Source organism: uncultured Desulfovibrio sp. (genome assembly GCF_944327235.1).
Classification (GTDB): domain Bacteria; phylum Desulfobacterota; class Desulfovibrionia; order Desulfovibrionales; family Desulfovibrionaceae; genus Desulfovibrio.
In genome coordinates this window covers 1-22,903 of sequence record NZ_CALVHE010000038.1, presented here as the reverse complement: position 1 = coordinate 22,903, position 22,903 = coordinate 1, and the positions used below count along the sequence as shown (strand labels likewise).

Annotated in this window: 17 protein-coding genes; 8 read left to right on the top strand and 9 right to left on the bottom strand. The window is 64.0% G+C overall.

Annotated elements, in window-relative coordinates:
• Nucleotides 1-620: 620 nt before the first annotated feature.
• The 3 genes from Q0K00_RS06965 (at nt 621) to Q0K00_RS06955 (ending at nt 4,843) form a co-directional block, all read left to right on the top strand.
• Nucleotides 621-1,679 carry an ABC transporter substrate-binding protein gene (locus Q0K00_RS06965; protein ID WP_297228246.1) on the top strand — a complete coding sequence of 353 codons (1,059 nt, stop codon included), beginning with the start codon at nt 621-623 and terminating at the stop codon, nt 1,677-1,679.
• 168 nt (nt 1,680-1,847) lie between these two features.
• Nucleotides 1,848-3,032, top strand: a complete 1,185-nt coding sequence (locus Q0K00_RS06960; RefSeq protein WP_297228245.1) for an MFS transporter — start codon at nt 1,848-1,850, stop codon at nt 3,030-3,032.
• 353 nt (nt 3,033-3,385) lie between these two features.
• The gene (locus tag Q0K00_RS06955) at nt 3,386-4,843 is read left to right on the top strand and encodes a catalase (RefSeq protein WP_297228244.1); all 1,458 of its coding nucleotides are present in this window, start codon (nt 3,386-3,388) and stop codon (nt 4,841-4,843) included.
• A gap of 114 nt (nt 4,844-4,957) precedes the next feature.
• Here the strand turns inward: Q0K00_RS06955 and trpA are convergent, their stop codons facing one another.
• The 7 genes from trpA to Q0K00_RS06920 form a co-directional block, all read right to left on the bottom strand.
• Complete coding sequence (trpA, locus tag Q0K00_RS06950; protein WP_297228243.1) at nt 4,958-5,725, bottom strand: tryptophan synthase subunit alpha; 768 nt, start codon at nt 5,723-5,725, stop codon at nt 4,958-4,960.
• 16 nt (nt 5,726-5,741) lie between these two features.
• Nucleotides 5,742-6,932: a tryptophan synthase subunit beta gene (gene trpB, locus Q0K00_RS06945; protein ID WP_297228242.1), complete on the bottom strand. Its 1,191-nt coding sequence runs from the start codon at nt 6,930-6,932 to the stop codon at nt 5,742-5,744.
• A complete protein-coding gene (locus Q0K00_RS06940) occupies nt 6,929-7,573 on the bottom strand; it encodes a phosphoribosylanthranilate isomerase (protein ID WP_297228241.1) in 645 nt (214 codons plus the stop codon). Before Q0K00_RS06940 ends, trpB begins: the two co-directional genes overlap by 4 nt.
• 415 nt (nt 7,574-7,988) lie before the next feature.
• Nucleotides 7,989-8,795, bottom strand: a complete 807-nt coding sequence (locus Q0K00_RS06935; protein ID WP_297228240.1) for an indole-3-glycerol-phosphate synthase — start codon at nt 8,793-8,795, stop codon at nt 7,989-7,991.
• Nucleotides 8,785-10,371: an anthranilate phosphoribosyltransferase gene (gene trpD / locus Q0K00_RS06930; RefSeq protein WP_297228239.1), complete on the bottom strand. Its 1,587-nt coding sequence runs from the start codon at nt 10,369-10,371 to the stop codon at nt 8,785-8,787. Before trpD ends, Q0K00_RS06935 begins: the two co-directional genes overlap by 11 nt.
• Entirely contained in the window at nt 10,352-11,713 is a 1,362-nt protein-coding gene (locus tag Q0K00_RS06925; RefSeq protein ID WP_297228248.1) for an anthranilate synthase component I family protein, read from the bottom strand. The genes trpD and Q0K00_RS06925 overlap by 20 nt, the downstream gene beginning before the upstream one ends.
• 495 nt (nt 11,714-12,208) lie before the next feature.
• On the bottom strand, nt 12,209-12,529 hold the full coding sequence (locus Q0K00_RS06920; protein ID WP_297228247.1) for a helix-turn-helix domain-containing protein: 321 nt from the start codon (nt 12,527-12,529) through the stop codon (nt 12,209-12,211).
• Between the two features lie 226 nt (nt 12,530-12,755).
• Between Q0K00_RS06920 and Q0K00_RS06915 the strand changes: the two genes are divergently transcribed.
• Complete coding sequence (locus tag Q0K00_RS06915) at nt 12,756-13,538, top strand: MBL fold metallo-hydrolase (RefSeq protein WP_297228238.1); 783 nt, start codon at nt 12,756-12,758, stop codon at nt 13,536-13,538.
• A 100-nt stretch (nt 13,539-13,638) separates the two neighbouring features.
• On the opposite strand, the gene Q0K00_RS06910 is transcribed toward Q0K00_RS06915, so the two are convergent.
• Nucleotides 13,639-15,825 (bottom strand): glutamine synthetase III, encoded by a 2,187-nt coding sequence (locus Q0K00_RS06910; protein WP_297228237.1) that lies wholly within the window; start codon nt 15,823-15,825, stop codon nt 13,639-13,641.
• 266 nt (nt 15,826-16,091) lie between these two features.
• The gene (locus Q0K00_RS06905; RefSeq protein WP_297228236.1) at nt 16,092-16,514 is read right to left on the bottom strand and encodes a peptidylprolyl isomerase; all 423 of its coding nucleotides are present in this window, start codon (nt 16,512-16,514) and stop codon (nt 16,092-16,094) included.
• A gap of 267 nt (nt 16,515-16,781) precedes the next feature.
• Between Q0K00_RS06905 and lysA the strand changes: the two genes are divergently transcribed.
• The 4 genes from lysA (at nt 16,782) to Q0K00_RS06885 (ending at nt 22,358) form a co-directional block, all read left to right on the top strand.
• The gene (lysA, locus tag Q0K00_RS06900; RefSeq protein ID WP_297228235.1) at nt 16,782-18,059 is read left to right on the top strand and encodes a diaminopimelate decarboxylase; all 1,278 of its coding nucleotides are present in this window, start codon (nt 16,782-16,784) and stop codon (nt 18,057-18,059) included.
• A 552-nt stretch (nt 18,060-18,611) separates the two neighbouring features.
• Nucleotides 18,612-20,021: an MATE family efflux transporter gene (locus Q0K00_RS06895; RefSeq protein WP_297228234.1), complete on the top strand. Its 1,410-nt coding sequence runs from the start codon at nt 18,612-18,614 to the stop codon at nt 20,019-20,021.
• Nucleotides 20,022-20,026: 5 nt separating this feature from the next.
• Nucleotides 20,027-20,908: a phosphatidylglycerol lysyltransferase domain-containing protein gene (locus Q0K00_RS06890; RefSeq protein ID WP_297228233.1), complete on the top strand. Its 882-nt coding sequence runs from the start codon at nt 20,027-20,029 to the stop codon at nt 20,906-20,908.
• A 61-nt stretch (nt 20,909-20,969) separates the two neighbouring features.
• On the top strand, nt 20,970-22,358 hold the full coding sequence (locus Q0K00_RS06885; protein ID WP_297228232.1) for an NlpC/P60 family N-terminal domain-containing protein: 1,389 nt from the start codon (nt 20,970-20,972) through the stop codon (nt 22,356-22,358).
• Nucleotides 22,359-22,903: the final 545 nt, after the last annotated feature.

The window sequence follows — 22,903 nt, the reverse complement described above, 5'->3', positions numbered from 1 at the left end:
AGTAGACATGGTAACCTCCGTCTCCATACCTACTCTTTTTTGAAGCGTATGGAAATAATGAGTCCTGACCCTAGGGACTATTAACACAAATTTTGCAAAATAATTTCAGTAGATAAGTCAAACAGACTGTATCACACCGCCTGCTTCTGGGACGAGAGTGCCTCGTGTCTTTGCCTCTTCCCCCGGTAAAAGCGCGCTGGGGAAGGGATGGGGGGCTTGGGGGGAAGGGAGCGACCGAAAGGCGGCCCGCAGGGCCGTGCCTGCTAGGCGACAAAGGAGCCTTACGGGCATCGACAGTAGAGCAACCCGCTCCCGCGCTGGCGCTGGCGGAGGGGTTTCCCTTCCCCCCAAACAGACAACGAATAGTGTTGACAGGCCCTAGCATGAGTCCGCGCTCTGGAAGGGACTGTTACTGCCTGTACGGGATCTGCTGCCCGGCTTTCTCTTCTCTTTTACCGCTTTTACAGCCATTCTCGTACTTGCGGCCTGCGGCAGGACAGCGTATGCTTGAAAAATATGGAGCATCACGGGATGCATGGTGCGTTCCCGCTGCCCAAAAGCATCACTCCGGGGCTACTTCCCGATCCTGGCTGCAGACAATATCTTTTGGAGAGACGTGTATGCTGAAAAAACTTTTTTGTATGGCTCTTGCTGCGTTCATGCTGCTGAGCGTAAGCGCCCGCACGGCATCGGCCGCTGAACTTGTGGAAGTTCCGACTGCCTGGCTGGATGAGCACGAAACGTTCCTCATGTGGTATGCTGTGGAAAAAGGCTGGGACGTTGAGGCCGGACTGAAGATCAAGATGCAGCTTTTCAGCTCCGGCGCGGATATCCTCAATGCCCTCCCTTCGGGCAAATGGGTGTATGCCGGTATGGGCGCCGTTCCGGCCATGCTGGGCAACCTGCGCTACGGCACGTCCATCATTGCCCTCGGCAACGACGAGTCCCGTTGCAATGTGGTGCTTGTGCGGCCTGACAGCCCCATAGCCAAGGTCAAAGGCTGGAACAAGGAGCATCCCAATGTGCTGGGCAGCCCGGAGACCGTACGCGGCAAGACTTTTCTGGTCACGACGGTATCGTCGGCCCACTATGCGCTCAGCGCCTGGTTGGAGACCCTTGGCCTGACCGACAGTGATATCGCCATCAAGAATATGGATCAGGCGCAGGCTCTTGCCGCCTTTGAGAACAACATCGGGGACGGCGTGGGCCTCTGGGCCCCGCACATGTTCGTCGCCATGGACAAGGGGGCTGTTCCCGCTGCGGACATGAAGATGCTCGGCAAGGGCAATCCCATCGTCCTGGTGGCTGACACGCGCTACGCCGAAAAGCATCCTGACGTGACGGCCCGCTTTTTGAGCGTCTATCTGCGTTCCGTCAAGATGTTCAAGGAAACCTCGCCCGAAATGCTCGTCAGCGAATACCAGCGCTTCCACCGTGAATTTGTGGGAAAGGATTATGACGCCACGCTGGCGCTCAAGGACTTGCAGTATCATCCTGTCTTCGATTTGCAGCAGCAGCTCGACCTCTTTGACGACAGCAAGGGGTCCAGTCAGGTCCAGAAGTGGCAGGCCGACATAGCCGCCTATTTCAGCAGCATCGGACGCATCACGGCCGATGAAGCCAAAAAGGTCGCTGACGGGAAGTACGCTACCAATGTCTATCTCAAGCAGATAAAGTAACGACTCGGTTCATGCGCGTTCTCAAGGGCCTTGCCGTACTGCGGCAAGGTCCTTTTGCTTTTTTCGTTTCTGACGGATAGGCAAGCACTTGCAACGCGCATCGCTTCGGGGCAGATTGCTTCTGCCCTGCGGGCTTGCCCGCCTGTACCCTTTACCCGGAATATCTCCATGTCGTTCCTTGCTGCTGCCTCCGTTGTCCCTCCTCGCCGCTATTACCGTGCCGCGCTCATGGCCTTCTTTTTTGTCATGGGACTGGTCTTTGCTTCCTGGGCCATCCGCATCCCCGACATCAAAGCTCGGCTCGCGCTGGACGATGCCGCCCTCGGCAGCATCTTGCTGGCGCTCCCTCTGGGCGAGATGCTGGCCATCGCGCCGACCGCCTGGCTGCTCAGTCGCGTCGGCAGCAGACGAGGCATCGACTGCGCCTTGCTGCTCATGCCCGTCTGCCTTGTGCTGCTCGCGCTTGCACCCTCGCCTGTCCTGCTCTTTATCGGGTTGCTTTGCTTCGGCTTTGCCAACAACATGCTCAATATAGCGCTCAACACGCAGGCTGTGGATGTGGAGCTTCTCTACAGCCGCAGCATCATGGCGACTTTTCACGGTATGTGGAGTCTTGGCGGGCTTGTGGGAGGTCTGGTAGGCGCCTTCATCGCGCCTCGCGGGATCACCCCTCTCCCTCACTTCTGCGCTGTCTTTTGTCTGGTGCTGTTCACGCTTGTCAGCTTGCGGCGCTGGACGCTGCCTCGAGCTGTGCGCATCATTGGACGGCAGACATCCGGCAAAGTCGCCGGAGGCTTCCGCATGGACGCTTATCTGATGGTCCTGGGCTTCATTGCTCTGGGCAGTATGGCGACCGAGGGCGCCATGTATGATTGGAGCTCGGTCTATTTTGCGGATGTCGTCCAGCCCGGAGAATCTCTTGTCCGCGTGGGCTATGTGGTCTGCATGGGCTGCATGGTGCTGGGCCGCCTTACCGCTGACGGGCTGGTGAACCGCTTCGGTGTCGCGCTGGTCTTGCGGTTGAGCGGTCTCTTTATCGCGGCGGGGCTGAGCCTGGCGGTAGCCTTTCCCCTCCTTGTGCCCGCAACGCTGGGCCTGGGGCTCGTGGGCTACGGCATGGCCTCTGTCGTGCCTCTGTGCTACAGCCTGGCTGGCAAGTCCACTCGCGTGCCCGCCCGAGTGGGCATCTCTCTTGTGTCCAGCATAAGCTTCCTGGGCTTTTTGGGGTGTCCGCCCCTCATTGGATTCCTTTCTCATGCGGCCGGGAGTCTGCGCTGGGCTTTCTGCCCCATCATAGCCCTGGGCCTGTCCATCGCTCTGCTGGTCCCAGTGCTGCGTCGCCTGCGGGCCTGAAACGGCGGTTAAGCGGCAGCTTTTCGGAGGGGGGAACGCCGCGCCTCGTGCGGACAGGGGTTCCTTCCCTCTCGAACTTCCTCCCACTCGTCCTCCTCGCGCTTTCCCCGTAGGACTCTCCGGGGCACACCCTGCCTTTCTTTTTTCCGATTTTTGCCTTCCGAGTCGCAGTTTAACGCGGTTAAACGAAAATTTATTTTCTGACATCCTGAGGTGTTAAGCACATTTTATTAATAATAGTAATTATTACTATTTACATTTTCCCAGAACTTTGCCATGTTGACCTCAGGAACGGCGCAAAAGGCCGTTAGTTCGCTTCCCCTTCAACGATCAACCCGCAAGGAGAGCACATCATGGCAGACAACAAGGATCTTCTCACCACCAACGCCGGCGCGCCCGTCCCCAACAACAACCATGCCCTTACCGCCGGACCGCGCGGGCCCCTGCTCATGCAGGATGTCTGGTTCCAGGAAAAGCTTGCCCACTTCGACCGGGAAGTCATCCCGGAACGGCGTATGCACGCCAAGGGCTCCGGAGCTTACGGCACGTTCACGGTCACGCACGACGTTACGGCCTATACACGCGCTTCGCTCTTTGCCGAGATCGGCAAGAAAACGGACGTCTTTGTCCGCTTCTCCACGGTGGCGGGCGAGCGCGGCGCGGCGGACGCCGAGCGTGACATCCGCGGCTTTGCCGTCAAATTCTATACGGATCAGGGCAACTGGGACATGGTGGGCAACAATACGCCCGTGTTCTTCCTGCGGGACCCGCTGAAGTTCCCGGATCTGAACCATGTGGTGAAGCGCAATCCGCGCACCAACATGCACAGCGCCAAGGACAACTGGGACTTCTGGACGCTCCTGCCCGAAGCCCTGCACCAGATCACCGTGGTCATGAGCGATCGCGGCATCCCGGCCACCTACCGGCACATGCACGGTTTCGGCAGCCATACGTACAGCCTGATCAATGCGGAAAACAAGCGCTTCTGGGTCAAGTTCCACTTCAAGAGCCAGCAGGGCATCAAGAACCTGACCGATGCCGAGGCGCAGGAACTCATCGGACGCGACCGCGACAGTCACCAGCGCGACCTTTATGAACACATCGAAAAGGGCGACTATCCCCGCTGGACACTCTATTTCCAGGTCATGCCCGAAGAGGACGCCGAAAAGCTGCCCTACCATCCCTTTGATCTGACCAAGGTCTGGTATCACTCCGACTATCCGCTCATCGAGGTGGGCGTGCTGGAACTGAACCGCAACCCGGAAAACTACTTTGCCGAAGTGGAGCAGGCCGCCTTCAATCCCGCCAACCTCGTCCCCGGTATCGGCGTGTCGCCCGACAAGATGCTGCAGGGCCGTCTGTTCTCCTACGGGGATGCCCAGCGCTACCGCCTCGGCGTCAACCATCACCTGATCCCGGTCAACAGGCCGCGCTGCCCCTTCCACAGCTTCCACCGCGACGGACAGATGCGCGTGGACGGCAACCACGGCAGCTATACGAGCTATGAGCCCAACAGCGAAGGCGCCTGGAAGGAGCAGCCGGACTTTACGGAACCGCCTCTGAAGATCAGCGGCGACGCGGCCCGCTGGGACTATCCCTGCGATGATGCCGACTACTTCGAGCAGCCCGGCCGCCTCTTCCGCCTCATGACGCCCGAACAGCAGGAAGCTCTGTTCGGCAACACGGCCCGCGCCCTTGGCGATGCCCCCAAGGAGATCAAGCTGCGTCACATCCGCAACTGCGCCAAGGCGGATCCGGCCTACGGCGCGGGCGTGGCGCGAGCCTGCGGTATCTCCGAAAGCGAGATTTAACAACAACCTCCCGGCGGCCCGGCTAGCCTGCGGCCGCCGCTCTCCCCCCTCTCAAAAGCAGGGGCTGCCTTGGCAACACGGCAGCCCCTGTATCCTTATCCAGCATCCGACGCGCTATTTCCAGCGAGCAATGAAGTCCGCGGCGCGTCCTCCCTCGTCCAGATGTCGCAGCAAGGCGCTGCCGAACACCGCCGCATCAGGTCGGGCATCCGGCGGCAAGTCCTCTATCTGGGCCGGTTCGGAAAGACCGAAGCCCAGCGCCAGCGGCAGGGAGAATACCGAACGCGCCCGCCGCATGGTGGCCGCCACCTGCGGCACCAGCAAGGACCGCTGGCCCGTGGTCCCCATCGTCGAGACCACATAGACGTATCCCTGACTGACCGAGGCATACAGGCGCATACGCGCCTCATCCGTATTGGGCCCCACCAGCGCAATGAGGGCTATCCCCTGCGCGGCCAGCAAGGCGCGCAGTTCTGCCGCCTCCTCATAGGGCAGATCCGGCACGATGACGCCGTGGACGCCCGCACGGGCCGCATCCACAGCGAACTTTTCCAGCCCGTACTGCATGATGGGATTATAGTAGCCCATGAGCACCATGCCGCAATGGAAGAAATCCTTGCGTTCCTCCAATTCCCCCAGCAGACGGGACAAGCTCATGCCGTCACTGAGCACGCGGCGGGAAGCTTCCTCCACCACGGGACCGTCAGCCACCGGGTCGGAAAACGGTATGCCGATCTCGATGATGTCCGCGCCTCCCTCATCCAGTTCGCGCACGGCGGGCCAGAAGCTGCCCTCATCAGGAAAACCGGCGGTCACGAAAGGAATAAGGGCCGTTCGTCCGGCTTCGCGCGCAGCGCGGATCTTCTCTTCCAGAATATGCATGACTCCAATCCCTCCTTCAGCAGAATTCGCCCACGGCCTGCAAGCCAAGCGCCTTGCGCACGATGCCCAGATCCTTGTCGCCTCGCCCGGACAGGTTGACCACCACCTTGCTGCCCGGCGCGAACTCCTCGGCATGGTCCAGCGCCCAGGCCAGCGCGTGCGAGGATTCCAGCGCGGGCAGGATGCCCTCGGCCCGGCAGAGTCGTTCAAAGGCCGCCAGCGCGCGCTGATCGCGCACCATCACATAGCGCACCCGGCCGCTCTTGTGCAGATAGGCGTGCTCCGGCCCGACGCCGGGATAATCCAGCCCGGCGGAAATGGACTGGGACGGTTCGATCTGCCCGTCGCCATTCTGGAGCAGCATGGTCAGGCTGCCGTGCAGCACGCCCGGAACGCCAAGGCTGAGCGGCGCGGAATTGAAGCAGCCCGGTTCGCCCGATCCTGCGGCCTCCACGCCGATGAGCTTCACGCCCGGCTCGTCGAGGAAAGGATGGAACATGCCGATGGCGTTGGAGCCGCCGCCCACGCAGGCCACCACGGCATCCGGCAGCTTGCCCGCCCTTTCCCGCATCTGCTCGCGCGTCTCCTGCCCGATGACCTGCTGGAACATCCGCACCAGAGTGGGGAAGGGATGCGGCCCGGCCGCCGTGCCGAAACAGTAATGCGTGGTCTGCTGCTGGGCGATCCAGGCCCGCAGCGCCTCATTGATGGCGTCCTTGAGGGTGCGCGTGCCGCTTTCCACCGGGATGACCGTAGCGCCGAGCAAACGCATACGCATGACGTTGGGGGCCTGCCGTTCCACATCTTCCGCCCCCATATACACCGTGCAGCGCATCCCCAGTCGGGCCGCCGCCACGGCCGTGGCCACCCCATGCTGTCCGGCCCCGGTCTCGGCCACCAGCGCCGTCTTGCCCATATACCTGGCCAGCAGCGCCTGCCCCAGCGTATTGTTGATCTTGTGCGCCCCGGAGTGCAGCAGGTCCTCCCGCTTGAGCCAAAGCTCGATACCCAGTTCCTCGGAAAGTCGGGGACAGAAGGTCAACGGCGTGGGACGCCCCGCGAAATTGCGCAACAAGTCCTGCAGTTCCGTCTGAAAACGCTCCGTAGGCAAGATGGACTGCATGGCCTCTTCCACTTCCAACAGCGGCGGCATGAGCAGCTCCGGCACAAAGCAGCCGCCAAATTCGCCGAAATAGCCCTTTTTCATTCTTCCTCCCGCAACGGCTCCGCCGTCGCCTGACGTACAGCCTGCACGACCGCCGCCATCTTTTCCCGATTTTTCACGCCCGGCGCGTCCTCCACACCGGAATTGACATCCACTCCGTCCGGTCCGCACTGCCGCAGGGCCGCCGCCACATTGTCCGGCCCAAGCCCCCCGGCCAGCCACCACGGCCTCGGCCAGCGCAGATCCTCCAGCGACCGCCAGTCCAGCACGCGACCGCTGCCGCCGCCCCCCTTGCCCGCATCCACCAGAAAGGCCGAACAATACGGGGCCTCCCGATCCAGTTCTCTCTGCAAAGCCGTCCTGTCCGCATACCGCTGCGGCCAGATGACCCGCCACAGACGCTCCGCCCCCAGCCTGCGTGCACAGGCCGCCGTGTCCTGCCGTCCGTGGAGCTGGGCCACATCCAGACGCGCCGCAGCCATGATGCGGGCTATCTCCTCTTCTTTCTGTTCCACAAAAACGCCCACCCGCGCAAGTCCCGGAGCAGACAGCGCCACCGCCTGCTCCGGCACGCAGCCGCGCGGACTCGCCGCATGAAAGACGAACCCCACCATGTCCGCCCCCAGACCGGCCGCCGCCGCTATATCCTCCTGACGCCGCATTCCACAAAACTTGATGCGCATAAGTCTTTTTTCTCCTTGGTGACGGGAGAGGCGGGGATCTGCGGGGGAGGGTGACCTTTGGAAAGGTCCCCCTCCCCCGCGCCCCCTCCCCCCGAAACTTTTATTCTGGTCAACTTCCCGCCGCCGTGTCCCGCAAGCCGCCCCCAGACTGTCTCGTCCCCCGGCGCTATGAAAAAAGTCCCATTTGCCGAAAAGCCGCTTTCCGTATGCCAGCAGCAAGATCGGCCCGCACCCGCAACATCATCTCCTCCATGCCGCCGGGAGACGGAACAGATACACGACCACCTGCGGGAAACGACGCCCTTACATCCTCCCGGTAAAGCGCGTTTGGGGGGATGGGGGGAGTTTGAGGGGGGAAGGGCCCCTTTGGGCGTGAGCAAAGGGGCCCTTCCCCCCTCAAAAGACATCCCCCGCATCACCTCCCGTCCAGCAGGCTGCGCAGGGCCGCACCGGGCTGGCCGTCCTTCATGAGGGCGGTGCCCACAAGGGCGGCGTCATAACCGGCCTCGGCGGCGGCTCGGAGCTGTTCCGGGTTTTCCATGCCGCTGGCGGCTATCCAGCATTCGCCGTTTTGCGGGGGGAAGCGTCGGGCGATGTCGAGACAGGCGGCGCGGTCCACGCGCAGGGTCGCCAGATCGCGGGCATTGACCTGGATGATGCGGGCGCCGCTTGCGCGGGCCAGGGCCAACTCGTCCGCATCGAATACTTCGACTACGGCCTGTATGCCGTGGGCCTCGGCCTGCTCGCGCAGTTGACGCAGCAGGGCCGCGTCAGGCGTCAGCCCCACGATGAGCAGCAGGGCCGCCGCCGGAGTGGCGGCCGTGGCCGTTATCTGGAGCGGATCGAAGAGGAAGTCCTTGCGCAGCAGGGGCACCGAGCAACCGTCGGCGTGCAGGGCGGCGCGGGCTTCGGCAAGATAGTCCAGCCGTCCCTGGAAGAAGCGCTCTTCCGTGAGGACGGAGATGGCTCCGGCCCCGGCCTGCGCGTACTGCCGGGCGACCTCGGCGGCCGTCAGATCGCGACAGATGACGCCGCGGGACGGGGAGGCCCGCTTGTATTCAGCGATGACGGACAGCGGAGCCTGACCGGAGGGACGGCGCAGGGCCGCGAGAAAGTCGCCGCGCGGTCCGGAGAAAGGCACGGGCAAGCGCCCTTCCCGCTCCTGACGGCGCAAGGCCGCCACTTCGCCCGCCTTGGCCCAGAGGAAACGCTCAAGCCGCATGGAGCACCCTCCTTCCCAGACCGGATTCCACGGCCTCGCGGGCGTGGGCCATGCAGAGGGCCAGCGTGGGCGCGTCTTCCAGCAGATAGAGGGCCAGCCCCACATTGAGCGTCACCATGTCGCGCATGGCGCGGCTGCCGCCTCCGGCCAGCAGGTCGCGCAGCACGGCCACGGCCTCGTCCTTGCTGCTGACGGCAAGGTCTTGCGGGGTGCAGGGGGGGATGCCGAAGTCAGCGGGATCAAGGGGCAGGGGCGAGATTTTTCCTTGTTGCAGGAGAAGCACGTCCGCCGGGCCGATGGGCGTCAACTCGTCGTAGCCGCCCGCGCCGCAGACCACGGCCGCGCGTTCCAGCGGCGACTGGGCCAGGGTCTCGGCCACGAGACGCAGCAACTCGGGACGGGCCACGCCCATGAGCAGATGGCTGGGGCGGGCGGGATTGATCATGGGGCCGAGGAGATTTAAGAGCGTACGTACGCCCAGCTCCTTGCGCAGCGGGCCGATATTCTTGAAAGCCGGGTGGAAGTGCGGCGCATAGAGGAAGGCGAAATTGCGTTCCCGCACCCTGTCGGCCACGGCGGCGGCATCGGTATTGAGATCCATACCCAGCGCCTCCACCGCATCGGCGCTGCCGCAGGTGGAGGACACCGCCCGGTTGCCGTGCTTGACCACCTTGTGCCCCATACCGGCCAGCACCAGTGAGGTGGCGGTGGAGCAATTGAACGAATGGCGACCGTCGCCGCCGGTGCCCACCACGTCTATGGCGCTCCCCACGCCGTCCACCCGCACGGCGCGGGCCAGCGCGGCGCGGGTGGCGTGGGCCAGTTCCAGCGCGCTTTCCCCCTTCATGCGCAGGGCCAGCAGGAAGGCCCCGGCCTGCGCGGCGGTGAGCTTGCCGTCCATGAGCGCCGCAAAGGCGGCGGCCGCCATGTCCGGGGTGAGGTCTTCGCGTCGGGCCAGACGTTCGAGGATGCGATCCATATGCAAATCGTTCACCTCGGCGGGCAGGACGGCCTGCGGGAAGTTGCCCAGCAGGCGCAGCCCTTCCGGCGTCAGGATGGATTCGGGATGGAACTGCACGCCCACCCACGGCCGGTCATCGTAGCGCAGGGCCATGACTTCGCCTTCCGGAGCGCGGGCCGTCACAGTGAAGGGGATGGAGACGGGGCCGTCGTCCCGCACCACCAGCGAATGGTAACGCGCCACCCGCAGGGGATTGGGCAGACCGTCAAAGAGCCCACTGCCGTCGTGCACGATCTCGGACTGTTTGCCGTGCATGATGCAGGGACCGACCTCCACCCGCGCCCCGGCGTGCAGACCGAGCAGCTGATGCCCGAGGCAGACGCCGAGCACCGGGATGTGGGGAGGCAGCAGCTCCAGGAATCGCGGACAGAGCCCGGCATTTTCCGGCCGTCCCGGGCCGGGCGAGATGCAGACCTGCCGCAGGTCGGGGTCGCGGGCCAGATCGAGGATGCGCGGGTCGTCATTGGTCAGCACCAGCGGCTCCTGCCCCAGCGCGTAAAAGGCCTGTACCAGATTGTAGGTGAAGGAATCGTAATTATCTATGAGCAGAAACATGGCATTCTTCCTCGTTGCGCAGGGCAAGGCGCATGATGGCCGACTTGTTGCAGACTTCTTTCCATTCCAGTTCCGGGTCCGAATCGTGGACGATGCCGCCCCCGGCCTGCCAGCACAATTCTCCATCTCTGAGCCACATGCTGCGGATGGTGATGCCGGTATCCAGATGCACGGCGTCCTTGTCCAGCCCCAGCCAGCCGACGCAGCCCGCGTAGGGGCCGCGGCCCCGGCCTTCCATCTCCCGGATGATCTGCATGGCCCGCACCTTGGGCGCGCCGCTCACCGTGCCCGCCGGGAAGGTGGCCGCCAGCACGTCCAGCGCGTCCTTGCCCTCGTCCAGCTGGGCCGTGACACGGCTGGTCAGGTGCATGACGTGGGAGAAGCGTTCCACCTCCATGCAGCGCTCCAGGGTGACGCTGCCGGGTCGGGCCACGCGCCCCAGATCGTTGCGGCCCAGGTCCACCAGCATGACGTGTTCGGCGCGCTCCTTGGGATCGTCCCGCAGTTCCCGCGCCAGCCGAGCATCTTCCGCATCGTCGCGGCCGCGCCGCCGCGTCCCGGCAATGGGCGAGAGCTGCAACTTGCCGCGCGTGCAACGCACCATGACTTCCGGAGAGGAACCGAAAAGCGTCATTTCCCCGATCTTCATATAGAACATGTAAGGCGAGGCGTTGTAACGGCGCATACGCCGGTAGAGCGTGAAGGCGTCCCCGGCAAACGGCGTGGAGAAGCGCACCGACGGCACCACCTGTATGGCCTCGCCCGCGTGCAGCATGGCGCGGATACGCTCCACCACGGCCTTGTAGCCCGCTTCATCCGGACTGGCGGTCACTTCGCCCACATCCGGCAACGCCGTTTCGGCCACCTGTCTGCCGCTCTGGACCTCCCGATGCTCGCCAAGGCTGATCTGGCAAAGACGGTTGTAAAGATGGTCGAAGAGCAGCACCGTGCCCGGCAGCGCCAGCACGGCCTCGGCCTCGGCTTCCGGCATGACTCCGGCCAGCGTGGGATGGAACAGCCGGGCCATGCCGAAGCCCAGCCAGCCGTACAGCGCCCGCGTGATGGGCGGCACATCCATGCCCTCCGGGGCCGTTATCCGCAGTTGACGCATGAGGGCACGCAGCCCTTCCACCCAGGCTTGTCCGTCATGGGCGGCCAGCGGGGCAAGGCGCTCGTCCCGGATGTCCACGGACAGACGGCCCTCCCGGCAGGTCAGCACAAGGGCCATGTCGCAGGCCAGCACGCTGTAGCGCCCCCAGCGACCGTCCACCTCGGCGCTTTCCAGCAGGATGCCGTCTCCCTTGCCCGCCATGCCCAGAAAAAGGCTGATGGGCGTGTCCATATCCGCCGGGAGCCAGCGCGCCTGCTGCCGCAGGAGGCATGACGGCTGCGCCGCCGGTTCCGCTGCTTTTTCCGCGCATGGAGTGCTGATGGGTTCGTGCATGTTCTGTCCTCTCGATTCCGGGATTCGGCGCGGCGGGTCTCCTTCGGAGAAACGGCCGGGCCATGAAACAAAAAAAGACGCCGTCCGGGGGACGGCGTCTGGTATCGGCCAATGGCAAAACAGATAACGCTATGCGGCGGGCAAGGCCCGCACGTCCCCCCTGCATACGTCAGAACGCCACCACCACGCGGCAAAGCTGAACTGAGTGCGGAAGGAAAGGGACATAATTTTTACCTGTTGTTGTAATTTTTGGGAAGGATAGGCTGACCGTCCGGCATTGTCAAGCATGAGCCGGAGGCGACACGGCGTTTTTTTGCCGTCGAGCAGTGATTGTCCGGCATACGGATGGTGGACGGAACACCCCGCCGGGGGAGATCCTGGACAACGTGCGCATTATCCGCGCGGGCGTTGCCGCGTCAGATAGGCGCTCCCCCAGGACTGCATGGCTTCCAGCACGGGGCGAAGGCTCCTGCCGAAATCGGTAAGGGCGTATTCCACCTTGGGGGGCACAACGGGGTAGACCGTACGGCAGATCAGGCCGTCGGCCTCCAGTTCGCGCAGTTGCTGGGTGAGCATCTTGGGCGTGGCGCAGGGGACCGCCCGCCGCAGCCCGGAAAAACGGAGCTCGCCGTCCATGAGGCTCCAGAGAATCAATCCCTTGTACTTGCCGCCGATGAGCTGGAGCGTGGCCGCTACGGGACAATGCGTTTCCAGCGCCGGGACCGCTGTCCGTCCTTGTCCTTCAGAGAGAGCTGCCGGTTTTTGCACCGTGGTATCCTCCGGGGTACTTGCTATGGAAAAAGTGCGTTCTTGTCCCCTGCTCCGCCCATGCTATCATGGAAGAAACGGCATCCGCCACCCCCACCTTGCGGGCTGACGACAGCCCCTTTCATCCGGTACATGCGCGGATGCCGCAACATCCCTTCAGCAGAGGTACGTCATGCAGTTTCAGCAGATTCGCGGTGCAACGAGCATCGTTACCTACGGCGGGCAACGCTTTCTTGTCGATCCCTTTTTCGCCCCGCGCGGCTCCTGTCCGCCCGTCCCTTCTCCCTACAACGCTCTGGCCAATCCGCTGGTGGAGCTGCCGCTCCCCGTGGAAGCCATCATTGCCGTGGATGCGGTCATCGTCACGCACATGCACCATTTCGATCATTTCGACGCCCACGCGGCGCAGGCCCTGCCCAAGGCGATGCCTGTCTTCGTGCAGTCCGAGAAGGAGGCCGGAGACATGCGGGCGCTGGGCTTTTGCAACGTCACGCCGCTTGCCGCGGAAGGCGTCCGCTTCGGAGCCGTCGAGCTGTACAGGACGGAGGCCCTGCATGGTGACGGCGTGACCGCCGCCTATTATTACCGAAAATTTGCTCTGCCCGCCGAGGCTTGTGGTTTCGTCCTGCACGCGCCGGGCGAGAAAGTCTTTTATGCCGCTGGCGATACGCTCTGGTTCGACGGCGTACAGCGGGCCATCGAGGCCCACAGACCGCAGGTCATCGCGCTCAATGCGGCCAATGCCCAGATGTACGACGGTACGCCCATCCTCATGGGCGTTGACGGCGTGCGGGAAGTGGCGCTGGCCGCCCCAGAGGCCACGCTCATCGCCACCCACATGGACGCGGTCAATCATGCCCGCCTCAACCGTGCGGACCTGCGAGCCTTTGCCGAAGCCGAGGAGCTGGGGCAACGCCTCCTGATCCCGGTGGACGGGGAGATCCTTTGCCTGTGACAAAACGGGCCGATACCTTCGCGGCATCGGCCCGTCATCATATGCGGGAGGACGGGACGCGCCCTCCCCGACGGCGTGCGGCGGCTCTCGCCGCCCTCGCCTACTTGCCGAAAAGGATCTCCTGATAGCTGGGCAGATCCCAGAGGTCGTCGGCCACGCGGGTCTCCAGCAGGTCGGCATAGCGGCGCACCTCGTCCATGAGGGGCAGCACTTCCTCACAGTAGAGACGGGCGCGGGTCAGCAGATCGCTCTGCCCGTCCACGCCGCCCAGCGCGGTCTCCAGCCGCACCACGGCATCCTGCATACCCCGGAGCTGTTCGGTCACGTCGCGCAGCATGTCCACGCGGATGTCCATGCCCACGGCCTTCATGCGGGCGGCCGTCTCGGCCAGTTCGCCCTGATAGCGCATACCCGCCGGGAAGATGATGGTGCGGGCCATGCGGATGACGAGGGTGGCCTCGGTCCGCAGGGTCTTGCAATACTGTTCCAGATAGATGTCGTGCCGGGCCTTGAGCTCGGCGCGGTTCAGGATACCGTTGCTCTCGTAGAGGGCCACCACTTCCGGCCGGATGAGTTCCGGCAGGGCTTCGGGCGTGTTGCGCAGATTGGGCAGGCCGCGCCGCACGGCCTCCTTGTGCCAGATCTCCGAGTAGCCGTCGCCGTTGAAGATGATGGCGCTGTGCTCCTCGATGACGTGCTCCACATAGGCCTGGATGGCGGCGTTGAGGTCCTTGCCGCCGCTGATCTCCTTTTCCAGATAATCGGCCGCGTCATTGAGGGAGTCGCTCATCATGGCGTTGAGGGCCGTGATGGAACCGGCGGCGGACTGGCTGGAACCCAGCGCGCGGAACTCGAAGCGGTTGCCCGTGAAGGCCACCGGGCTCGTGCGGTTGCGGTCACCGGGATCGGTCGGCAGGGGCGGCAGGGTATCCACGCCCACGTTCATCATGCGGGCGGGCTTGCCGTTGGCGGCGTTCTCCACCCGTCCGGCGCGGAAGGCCTCAAAGACTTCCGTCAGCTGATCGCCCAGGAAGATGGACATGATGGCCGGCGGGGCCTCGTGCGCGCCGAGGCGATGGTCGTTGCTGGCGCTGGCCACCGTGGCCCGCAGCAGGCCGCCGTACTTGTGGACGGCGCGGATCATGGCCGAGCAGAACACAAGGAACTTGGCATTGGCGTGCGGGGTCGCGCCGGGATCGAAAAGACTGCCCAGCTCGCGGTTGCCGATGGAGTAGTTCACATGCTTGCCCGACCCGTTGACCCCGTGGAAAGGCTTTTCATGCAGCAGGCACTTGAGGCCGTAGCGTTTGGCCACGTTGCGCAGGGTGGACATGATGATGTGGTTGTGGTCCACCGCCAGATTGCTGACCTCATAGAGCGGGGCGATCTCGTACTGGCTGGGCGCGGCCTCGTTGTGCCGGGTGCGCACGGGCACGCCGAGCTTGTAGAGCTCGTACTCCACTTCCATCATATAGGAGAGCACGCGCTGCGGGATGACGCCGAAATACTGGTCGCTGAACTCCTGCCCCTTGGCCGGGCGCGCGCCGAAGAGCGAACGCCCCGCCACCTGCAGGTCGGGACGGGCAAAGTTGTAATTGTGGTCGATGCAGAAATATTCCTGCTCCAGCCCGGCAAAGGAGACGATGGGCAGTTCCGGCTCGATGCCGAAGATCTTGAGCACGCGCCGGGCCGCGCGGTTGAGCGCCTGACCGGAGCGCAGCAGCGGGGTCTTCTTGTCCAGCGCCACCCCCGTCCACGAGAGGAACATGGTCGGGATGCAGAGGAAGGTCCCGTTGGGGTTCTCCATGATGTAGGCGGGGCTCGTCACGTCCCAGGCGGTATAGCCGCGCGCCTCGAAGGTGGAGCGCAGGCCGCCGGACGGGAAGGAAGAGGCGTCCGGCTCGCCGCGAATGAGCATATTGCCGGAAAATTCGGCAATGACGCCGCCGTAGCCGTCAGGCATGAGGAAGCTGTCGTGCTTTTCCGCCGTCTGGCCGGTAAGGGGATAGAAGATGTGGGCGAAGTGCGTGGCGCCCTTCTCGATGGCCCAGTCCTTCATGACCGCGGCCACGGTGTCGGCGATGGAGGGGTCCATGCGCTCACCGAGGGTGATGGCCTTGTGCAGGGACTTGTACACGTCCTTGGGCAGACGGGCGCGCATGGCCTTGTCGTCAAAGACGTTGCAGCCGTAAAAGTCCACGGGGCGGTTTTTGGCGTAGTCGATATTGGCCTCATCCTTGTAGGACGTGATGGCCTGGATGGCGTTCTGTCGTGCGGAGTTGCTCATATATTCTCCCTGTCGGGGCCTGTGCGCGGGAGCGGTCAGGGTCTGTTGACACTATGCACAGCTTATTTTTTTGGGGGGAAGGGAAACCCCTCCGCCGGCTCGGGAGGGGTTTCCCTTCCCCCCCAAGCCCCCATTCCTTCCCCAGCGCGCTTTTACCAGGGGAAGCTGCGGGACATGCGGCTGATGAGCATCAAAAGACATGCGGCTCATGCGCAGATTATATGCGTTGTCTATTTGAAGCGCTCTTTGATTTTGCGTTAACAGGTCTAGGCCACGCCGACGATCTCTATCTCAAAGGTCAGTTCCTTGCCCGCCAGCGGATGGTTGGCGTCCAGGGTGACTTCCGTCTCCGTCACCTCGCTGATGACCACATCCATCTGGCCCTGCTCGCTGGAAAGCTGGAGGGGCGTGCCCACCTTCAGCGGGATGTTTTCCGGCATCTGGGCGCGCTCCACGGTGAACACGAGGTCCGGGTCCGCCTCGCCGTACGCGTCGGCCGGAGCGATGGTGACCGTAACGGCATCCCCAACTTCGCGCCCCTGTACGGCCTGCTCGAAACCGGGGATGATCATGCCCCCGCCCAGCACGAATTCAAGGGGCTCGCGTTCGCGCGAGGAGTCAAAGACCGTTCCGTCGGCCAGCGTGCCCGTATAGTGGACGCGCACGGTATCGCCATTTGTGATGGGCATAGAAAATCCTTCTCCCGATGCCTTGTAGGTTGCGGAAAAACGGGGTCGGTCGCCACGGCTCGCCACCTGTGCTCAACCTTTCCCCTGACCGGTCAGCAAAGCATGATTGCCCCTGCCTGTCAATCATCATGCCGCCCGCGCCGTTCGCCGCCCCGCGACTTATTGCGAGCCATTCTTGCTTGACAAGGCGCCCCCGGCGGACGCATATTTTTTTGCTTTTGAAATTCAGGACGCCGCTCGCGTCCGCAGCCGTCATCGAGGTATGCCATGTCCGACATCCGTTCCCGTTACAGCGACGAACTTTCCTTCTTCGGTGCCAACACGCCTGCCCAGCTGCTGGAAAAATGGGGCTCCCCCCTCTATGTCTACAACGAAAACGTGCTGCGCCGCCGCTGCCGCGAACTGATGGCCCTGTCCGCCCACGCCGGTTTCGGCGTCAACTATTCGGTCAAGGCCAATGCCAACCCCGTGCTGCTGCGCATCATCCGCGAGGAAGGCCTCGTGGTGGACGCCATGAGCCCCGGCGAGCTCTATCTCGACAAACTGGCGGGCTTCACGCCGGATCAGATCCTCTACATCGCCAACAACATCTCCCCTGACGAGATGCGCCAAGCGCTGGAGCAGGGCGTGCTCGTCAGCGTGGATTCCCTCTCCCAGCTGGAGACCCTCGGTCGCCTCAATCGCGGCGGACGGGTCATGGTGCGCTTCAACCCCGGCATCGGCGCGGGCCACCATCAGAAAGTGGTCACGGCGGGCAAGGAGACCAAGTTCGGCGTCACCCCCGATCTGCTGGACGAAGTACTGGCCATCCTCAAGCGCCACGACATGCGTCTGGCGGGCATCAATCACCACATCGGTTCCCTCTTCATGGAAGCCGACGGCTACATCGCGGCGGCCTCCGTCCTGCTGGAGCTGGCCGAACGCCTGCCCGCCGATGTGCTGCGCGGCCTGGAGATCATCGACTTCGGCGGCGGCTTCGGCATCCCCTACCATAAATATGAGGGGCAGCCCCGTCTGGACATGGCCGATCTGGCCGAAAAACTCCACGCCCTCATCAGCGACTGGAGCGCCAAAACGGGCTATGCCGGACGCTTCCTCGTGGAGCCGGGACGCTATGTGGCCGCCGAATGCGGCATGATCCTCACCGGCGTCAACAACGTGAAATACAACGGCGACACCTGCTATGTGGGCACGGACGTGGGCTTCAACGTGCTGGCCCGCCCGGCCATGTACGACTCCTTCCACGATCTGGAGATCTACGCCGGTCCGGCGGGCACGGCGGATCGCGCCGAAAAGGAACAGACCATCGTGGGCAACATCTGCGAAAGCGGGGACATCCTCGCCAAGAAGCGCCTCCTGCCCGCCCTGCACGAGGGGGATATCCTCGGCATCCTGGACGCCGGGGCCTACGGATTCTCCATGTCCTCCTCCTATACCCAGCGCTGCCGCTGCGCCGAAGTGCTCATCGACGCCGAAGGCAAGGCCCGCCTCATCCGCCGCCGCGAAACGCCGGAGGACCTCGCCCGCTGCTACGCTGTGGACTAGGTGCTGATACCATTCGCTGTTTGTCTGGGGGGAGGGGAACCCCCTCGCTCTGCTGTCGATGTCCGTAAGGCTCCTTTGTCGCCTAACGGACACGGCCCTGCGGGCCGCCCGTCGGGTCGCGCCTCGCGCGGGAGGGGGTTCCCCTCCCCCCAGGCCCCCCCCTTCCCCCAGCGCGCTTTTACAACGTGTTGTCTTTGAAAAAAGGCAACACGCAAGGCGGCGGCACAACGCTGCCCGACCCAAAGTGAGTGGAAAAAATAGTTTTTTTCACAAAGCGACAAGCCGTCTGGTGCGAAACGTGAAGCGTTTCAAACGGAAACGGAAAAGGCGTTATCGGAAAGATGTCGTGGAGAGGGGCCACGCCTTGCCCCCGTCTTCCCTCTTTCCGCAGGACGCTTTTTCAAAGCGGCGGCTCGCGCCGTCCACGACCCCGGGGAAGAAAAAAAGCCCTTCCCCTTTGTCGAAGCGTGCCTATCTTTGAAGCGGCCGGAAACGCCCTGCCCGCCGCGGGACGCATCTTCCCCGCTCTGAACGTCAACCCCGTCGATCGCCATGTCACGTCCCGACCTCAGCACCTCCCCCCGCGCCATCTGGCGGCTGGCCTGGCCGCAGATGCTCATGATGTATCTGGTGTTCATCATGGGCCTCATCACGGTCTGGGTCGCCGGGCAGATCAGTGCCGACGTGCAGGCGGCCCTGGGCATGGTGACGCAATGTACCCTCCTGCTCATGGTCATCGTCATGGCCATGAGCAGCGGAGCGCTGGCCGCCGTCAGCCAGTCCCTGGGCGCGCAGCGGCTGGACAGGGCGCAGCGCTACGTCAGCATCACCGTGTTGGGCAGCTTCGGCCTCGGCTTCATCATGGCCGCGGCGGGCTGGCTGCTGGCCGACCCCATCCTGCTCCTGCTGCGGGTGCCGGAGCGCATCCTGCCGCTGGCCCGGGACTTCTGGGATGTGGTCATGCTCACCCTGCCCGCCCAGTACGTCTATGCGGCCACGGGCGTCATGTTTCGCGCCACGCGGCAGGTCATCCCGCCCCTTCAGGTTGCGGCCCTGCTCTGCGCGCTGACGCTGGCGGGCAGTCTGGGTTTCGGTCTGGGCTGGTTCGGTCTGCCCGCATACGGGGCGCACGGCATCCTCTGGACGAACTTCGCCGCCCAGCTGGCGGGCGCGCTCTGCAACTGCCTGCTGTTGCGCCGCTCCAACTATCTGCACCGCCACGCCGTGCCGGATCGCCGCTGGCTGCGGGTGGGCCTGCCCTACCTGCTGCGGGTGGCCCTGCCCGCCGGGGCCGCGCAGATCGTCTGGCAGTCCGGCTACCTCATGCTTTTCGTGCTGGTGGCCTCGGTGCCCGTGGAGAGCATCGCCGCCCTTGCCGGTCTCACGGCCGGGCTGCGGGTGGAGGCCATCCTCTTCATGCCGGGCATGGCCTTCAACATGACCGCAGGGGTGCTGGTGGGCAACTGCCTCGGCGCGGGCGATCCGCAGCGGGCCAAACGCATCGCCTGCAACCTCACGGCCATCGCGGCCGTGGCCATGAGCCTTGTAGCCCTCTGCCTCTGGCCCTTCCGGCAGGACATTGCGGCCCTCATGACGCAGGATGCGGCCACACAGGCGCAGATCGTCTCTTATCTGGAGTTCAACCTGCTTTCCACGCCCTTCTCCATCGCCAGCACGGTCATGGGCGGCGTCATGAACGGCGCCGGGGCCACCCGCTACAACCTCATGATCTTCGGCGGCGGCCTCTGGATCGTCCGCCTGCCGCTGGGCTGGCTGCTGGGACATCAGCTCTGGGGCACGGCTTCCGGCATCTTTGCCGCCATGCTGGTCTCGCAGATCGTACAGGCCGTCTGTATGCTCCATGTGGTCCTGCATCGCAACTGGACCCGCTTTGCCATGCACGCGCACAAATTCCATGCGGGGGAGAACCGCCCCGCCGCTTCCGCTGAAACAAAAGGATGATCTTCATGAAGGATGCAGCCTATCACCCCATACGCCTTGACCTGCGGGCGGACTATGCCGCTCTGTGGCGTCTGACGCCCTGTCGTTCTCTGGACTACAGCCTTGCCAACCTCTGGGGCTGGCAGGAACACTACGGTCTTGAATGGTGTTTTGCCCATGATCTGTGCTGGATCCGCCAGACGCGTCCCGCCCTGCAGTACTGGGCGCCCGTGGGCGACTGGGCCGCTGCGGACTGGGCCGCCCTGCTGCCCGGTCTGACGGATGCCCCCATCATCCGCGTGCCGGACATGCTGGCCGCTCGCTGGAAGGAATGCCTGCCCGAACAGCTGGACGTCATCGAGGATCGCGGCCAGTGGGAATACCTCTACGACCGCGACGCGCTGGCGACCCTGCCCGGCAACCGCTATCACAAGAAGAAAAATCATGTGAACAGCTTCATCAAGGCCTACGGCGAGCCGGACTACCGGCCGCTGAACGACGAAATGGTGGAGGATGTGCTCGGCCTGCAGGACGACTGGTGCCAGTGGCACGAATGCGAAAGCTCCCCCTCCCTGCGCGCCGAGAACGAAGCCATCAACCGGGTGCTTTCCCACTGGGACCACTTTGACGGCCTGCAGGGCGGTTCGCTCTATGTGGACGGACGCATGGTGGCCTTCAGCGTAGGGGAAAAGCTGGACGACACGACCCTCGGCGTCCACTTTGAAAAGGGCCTCAACGGCTACCGCGGCGTCTACCAGACCATCAACTGCCTTTTTTCACGCCACGCGGGCGAGGGTTTCCGTTACCTCAATCGGGCGCAGGACCTCGACGAGGAAGGTCTGCGGCAGGCCAAGATGACCTATCTTCCGGCGGATTTCGTCCGCAAGAGTCGTATCCGCATCCGTTAGGGCCTGCTAACACTATTCGTTTCTTGTTTGACGGGAAATGCCCTATGTCCAAGGAGACACCATGAAGCCCCTCCCCCCCTGCTTCCGATCCGGCGCGCGCTGCTGTCTTACGCTCGCCATGCTGCTCATCCTGGGCCAGCTTGCGGCCTGCGCCGCCAAACCCGTACCCACGCGCGAAGGCGAAAGCCCGCAATGGATGGGCACCATCCGCGATCTGCGCGCCATCCCGCAGGACCTGATGCCCTTCGCCCGTCAGGCTGGCGGCAGCACGCCCCTGCTCTCCGCCGCGGAACAGGCCGAACAGGACGCCCGTTTCAACCGCATCTTCTTCGGCCCCTGGCAGATGAAAAAAGCTACGGTCAAACGCCGCAGCGCCTCGGCCATCTTCCGCAAGGCCCGCGGCTACAAGCATGACGATGTCCGCTGGACGCAGGCCGAATGGGACGGCATCGCCCGCAATGCCCGCATGAGCACCTATCCCAATACCAAAGCGCAGGCCATCACCATCCGCAATACCGACCTGCGCGAGATGCCTACCCACGCGCCGCGCTTCAGCGAACCCACCCCGGATCAGCGTGCCAATCCCTTCGACTATTTCCAGTATTCCCTGCTGCCCGTGGGCACGCCGCTCTTCATCACCCACACGAGCCGTGACGGCCAGTGGTATTTCATCGAGTGCCCGGTGGCCGCCGGCTGGGTGGACGCCTCGGACGTGGCGCTGGTGGATGACGACTTTATCCGCCGCTATCAGACCGGCAGCTATGCCGCCATCGTGCGGGACAAGGTCATGCTGCCCGGCAGCCAGTGCGGACAGGTCAACATCGGCACCGTCCTGCCGCTGGCCGATACGCCGACAGGACAGCCGGGCATGATCAATCTGCTCGTGCCGGTCAAAAAGGGCCGCTACGCCGCCACCGTCACCGCCCCCGTGCCCATTGCCGACGCCGTGCGCAAACCCCTGCCCCTCACCCCCGACGCCGTGGCCCAGATCGGTAACGTCATGATGGGGCAGCGCTACGGCTGGGGCGGCATGTTCGGTGACCGGGACTGCTCGGCCCTCACGCGCGAACTCTTCACCCCCTTCGGCATCTGGCTGGGCCGCAACTCCACCGGGCAGGGCCGTTCCGGCCTCGTCCAGCCGCTGGAAGGTCTCAGCACGGCGGACAAGGAAAAAGTCATCCTGCAACAGGGCGTGCCTTTCCTGAGCCTGCTCTGGATGCGCGGCCATATCATGCTCTATGTGGGCGAATGGAAAGGACGCCCCGCCATCTTCCATAACGTCTGGGGCGTGCGCGTCGTCAACGGCGATGATGACAACGACCGCTTTGTCATCGGCCGCGCCGTGGTGACCTCCATCACCCCCGGCGCCGAACTGCGCAATCTCTACCGCAAAACCACCTTCGCTGATCGCCTGCGCAGCCTGACCACTCTCCCCCCCGGCAAACGGTAGGCGGCTGGCAGCTGGCGGCTGATGGTGAGGTTTTCCTTACGGGGGGCGGGGAACCCCCTCGCCTCGCGCGGGAGGGGGTTCCCCGCCCCCGTACCCCCCACCCCTCCCCCAGCGCGCTTTATCAGGGAAATACGGCGAAGGCATGACCCGCAAGTTTCCCCCTGATGCAGGCAAGATGACATGACTGTTTCGCCATACCGCCGGGGGACTTCCAGTCGAAGGGACAGCCGAGGTGGACACGCTGTCCCGGCATCCTCCCCGGTAGAGTTTTTTGAGGGATGCAGCTCTCCCTCCCCCAGCGCGCTTTATCGGGGAAATACGGCGAAGGCATGACCCGCAAGTTTCTCTCTGATGCAGGCAAGATGACATGGCCGGTTCGCCATGTCGCCGGGGGACTTCCAGTCGAAGGGACAGCCGGGGCGGTCACGCTGTCCCGGCATCCTCCCGACAGAGTTTTTTGAGGGATGTAGCTCTCCCTCCCCCAGCGCGCTTTATCGGGGAAATACGGCGAAGGCATGGCCCGCAAGTTTCCCCCTGATGCAGGC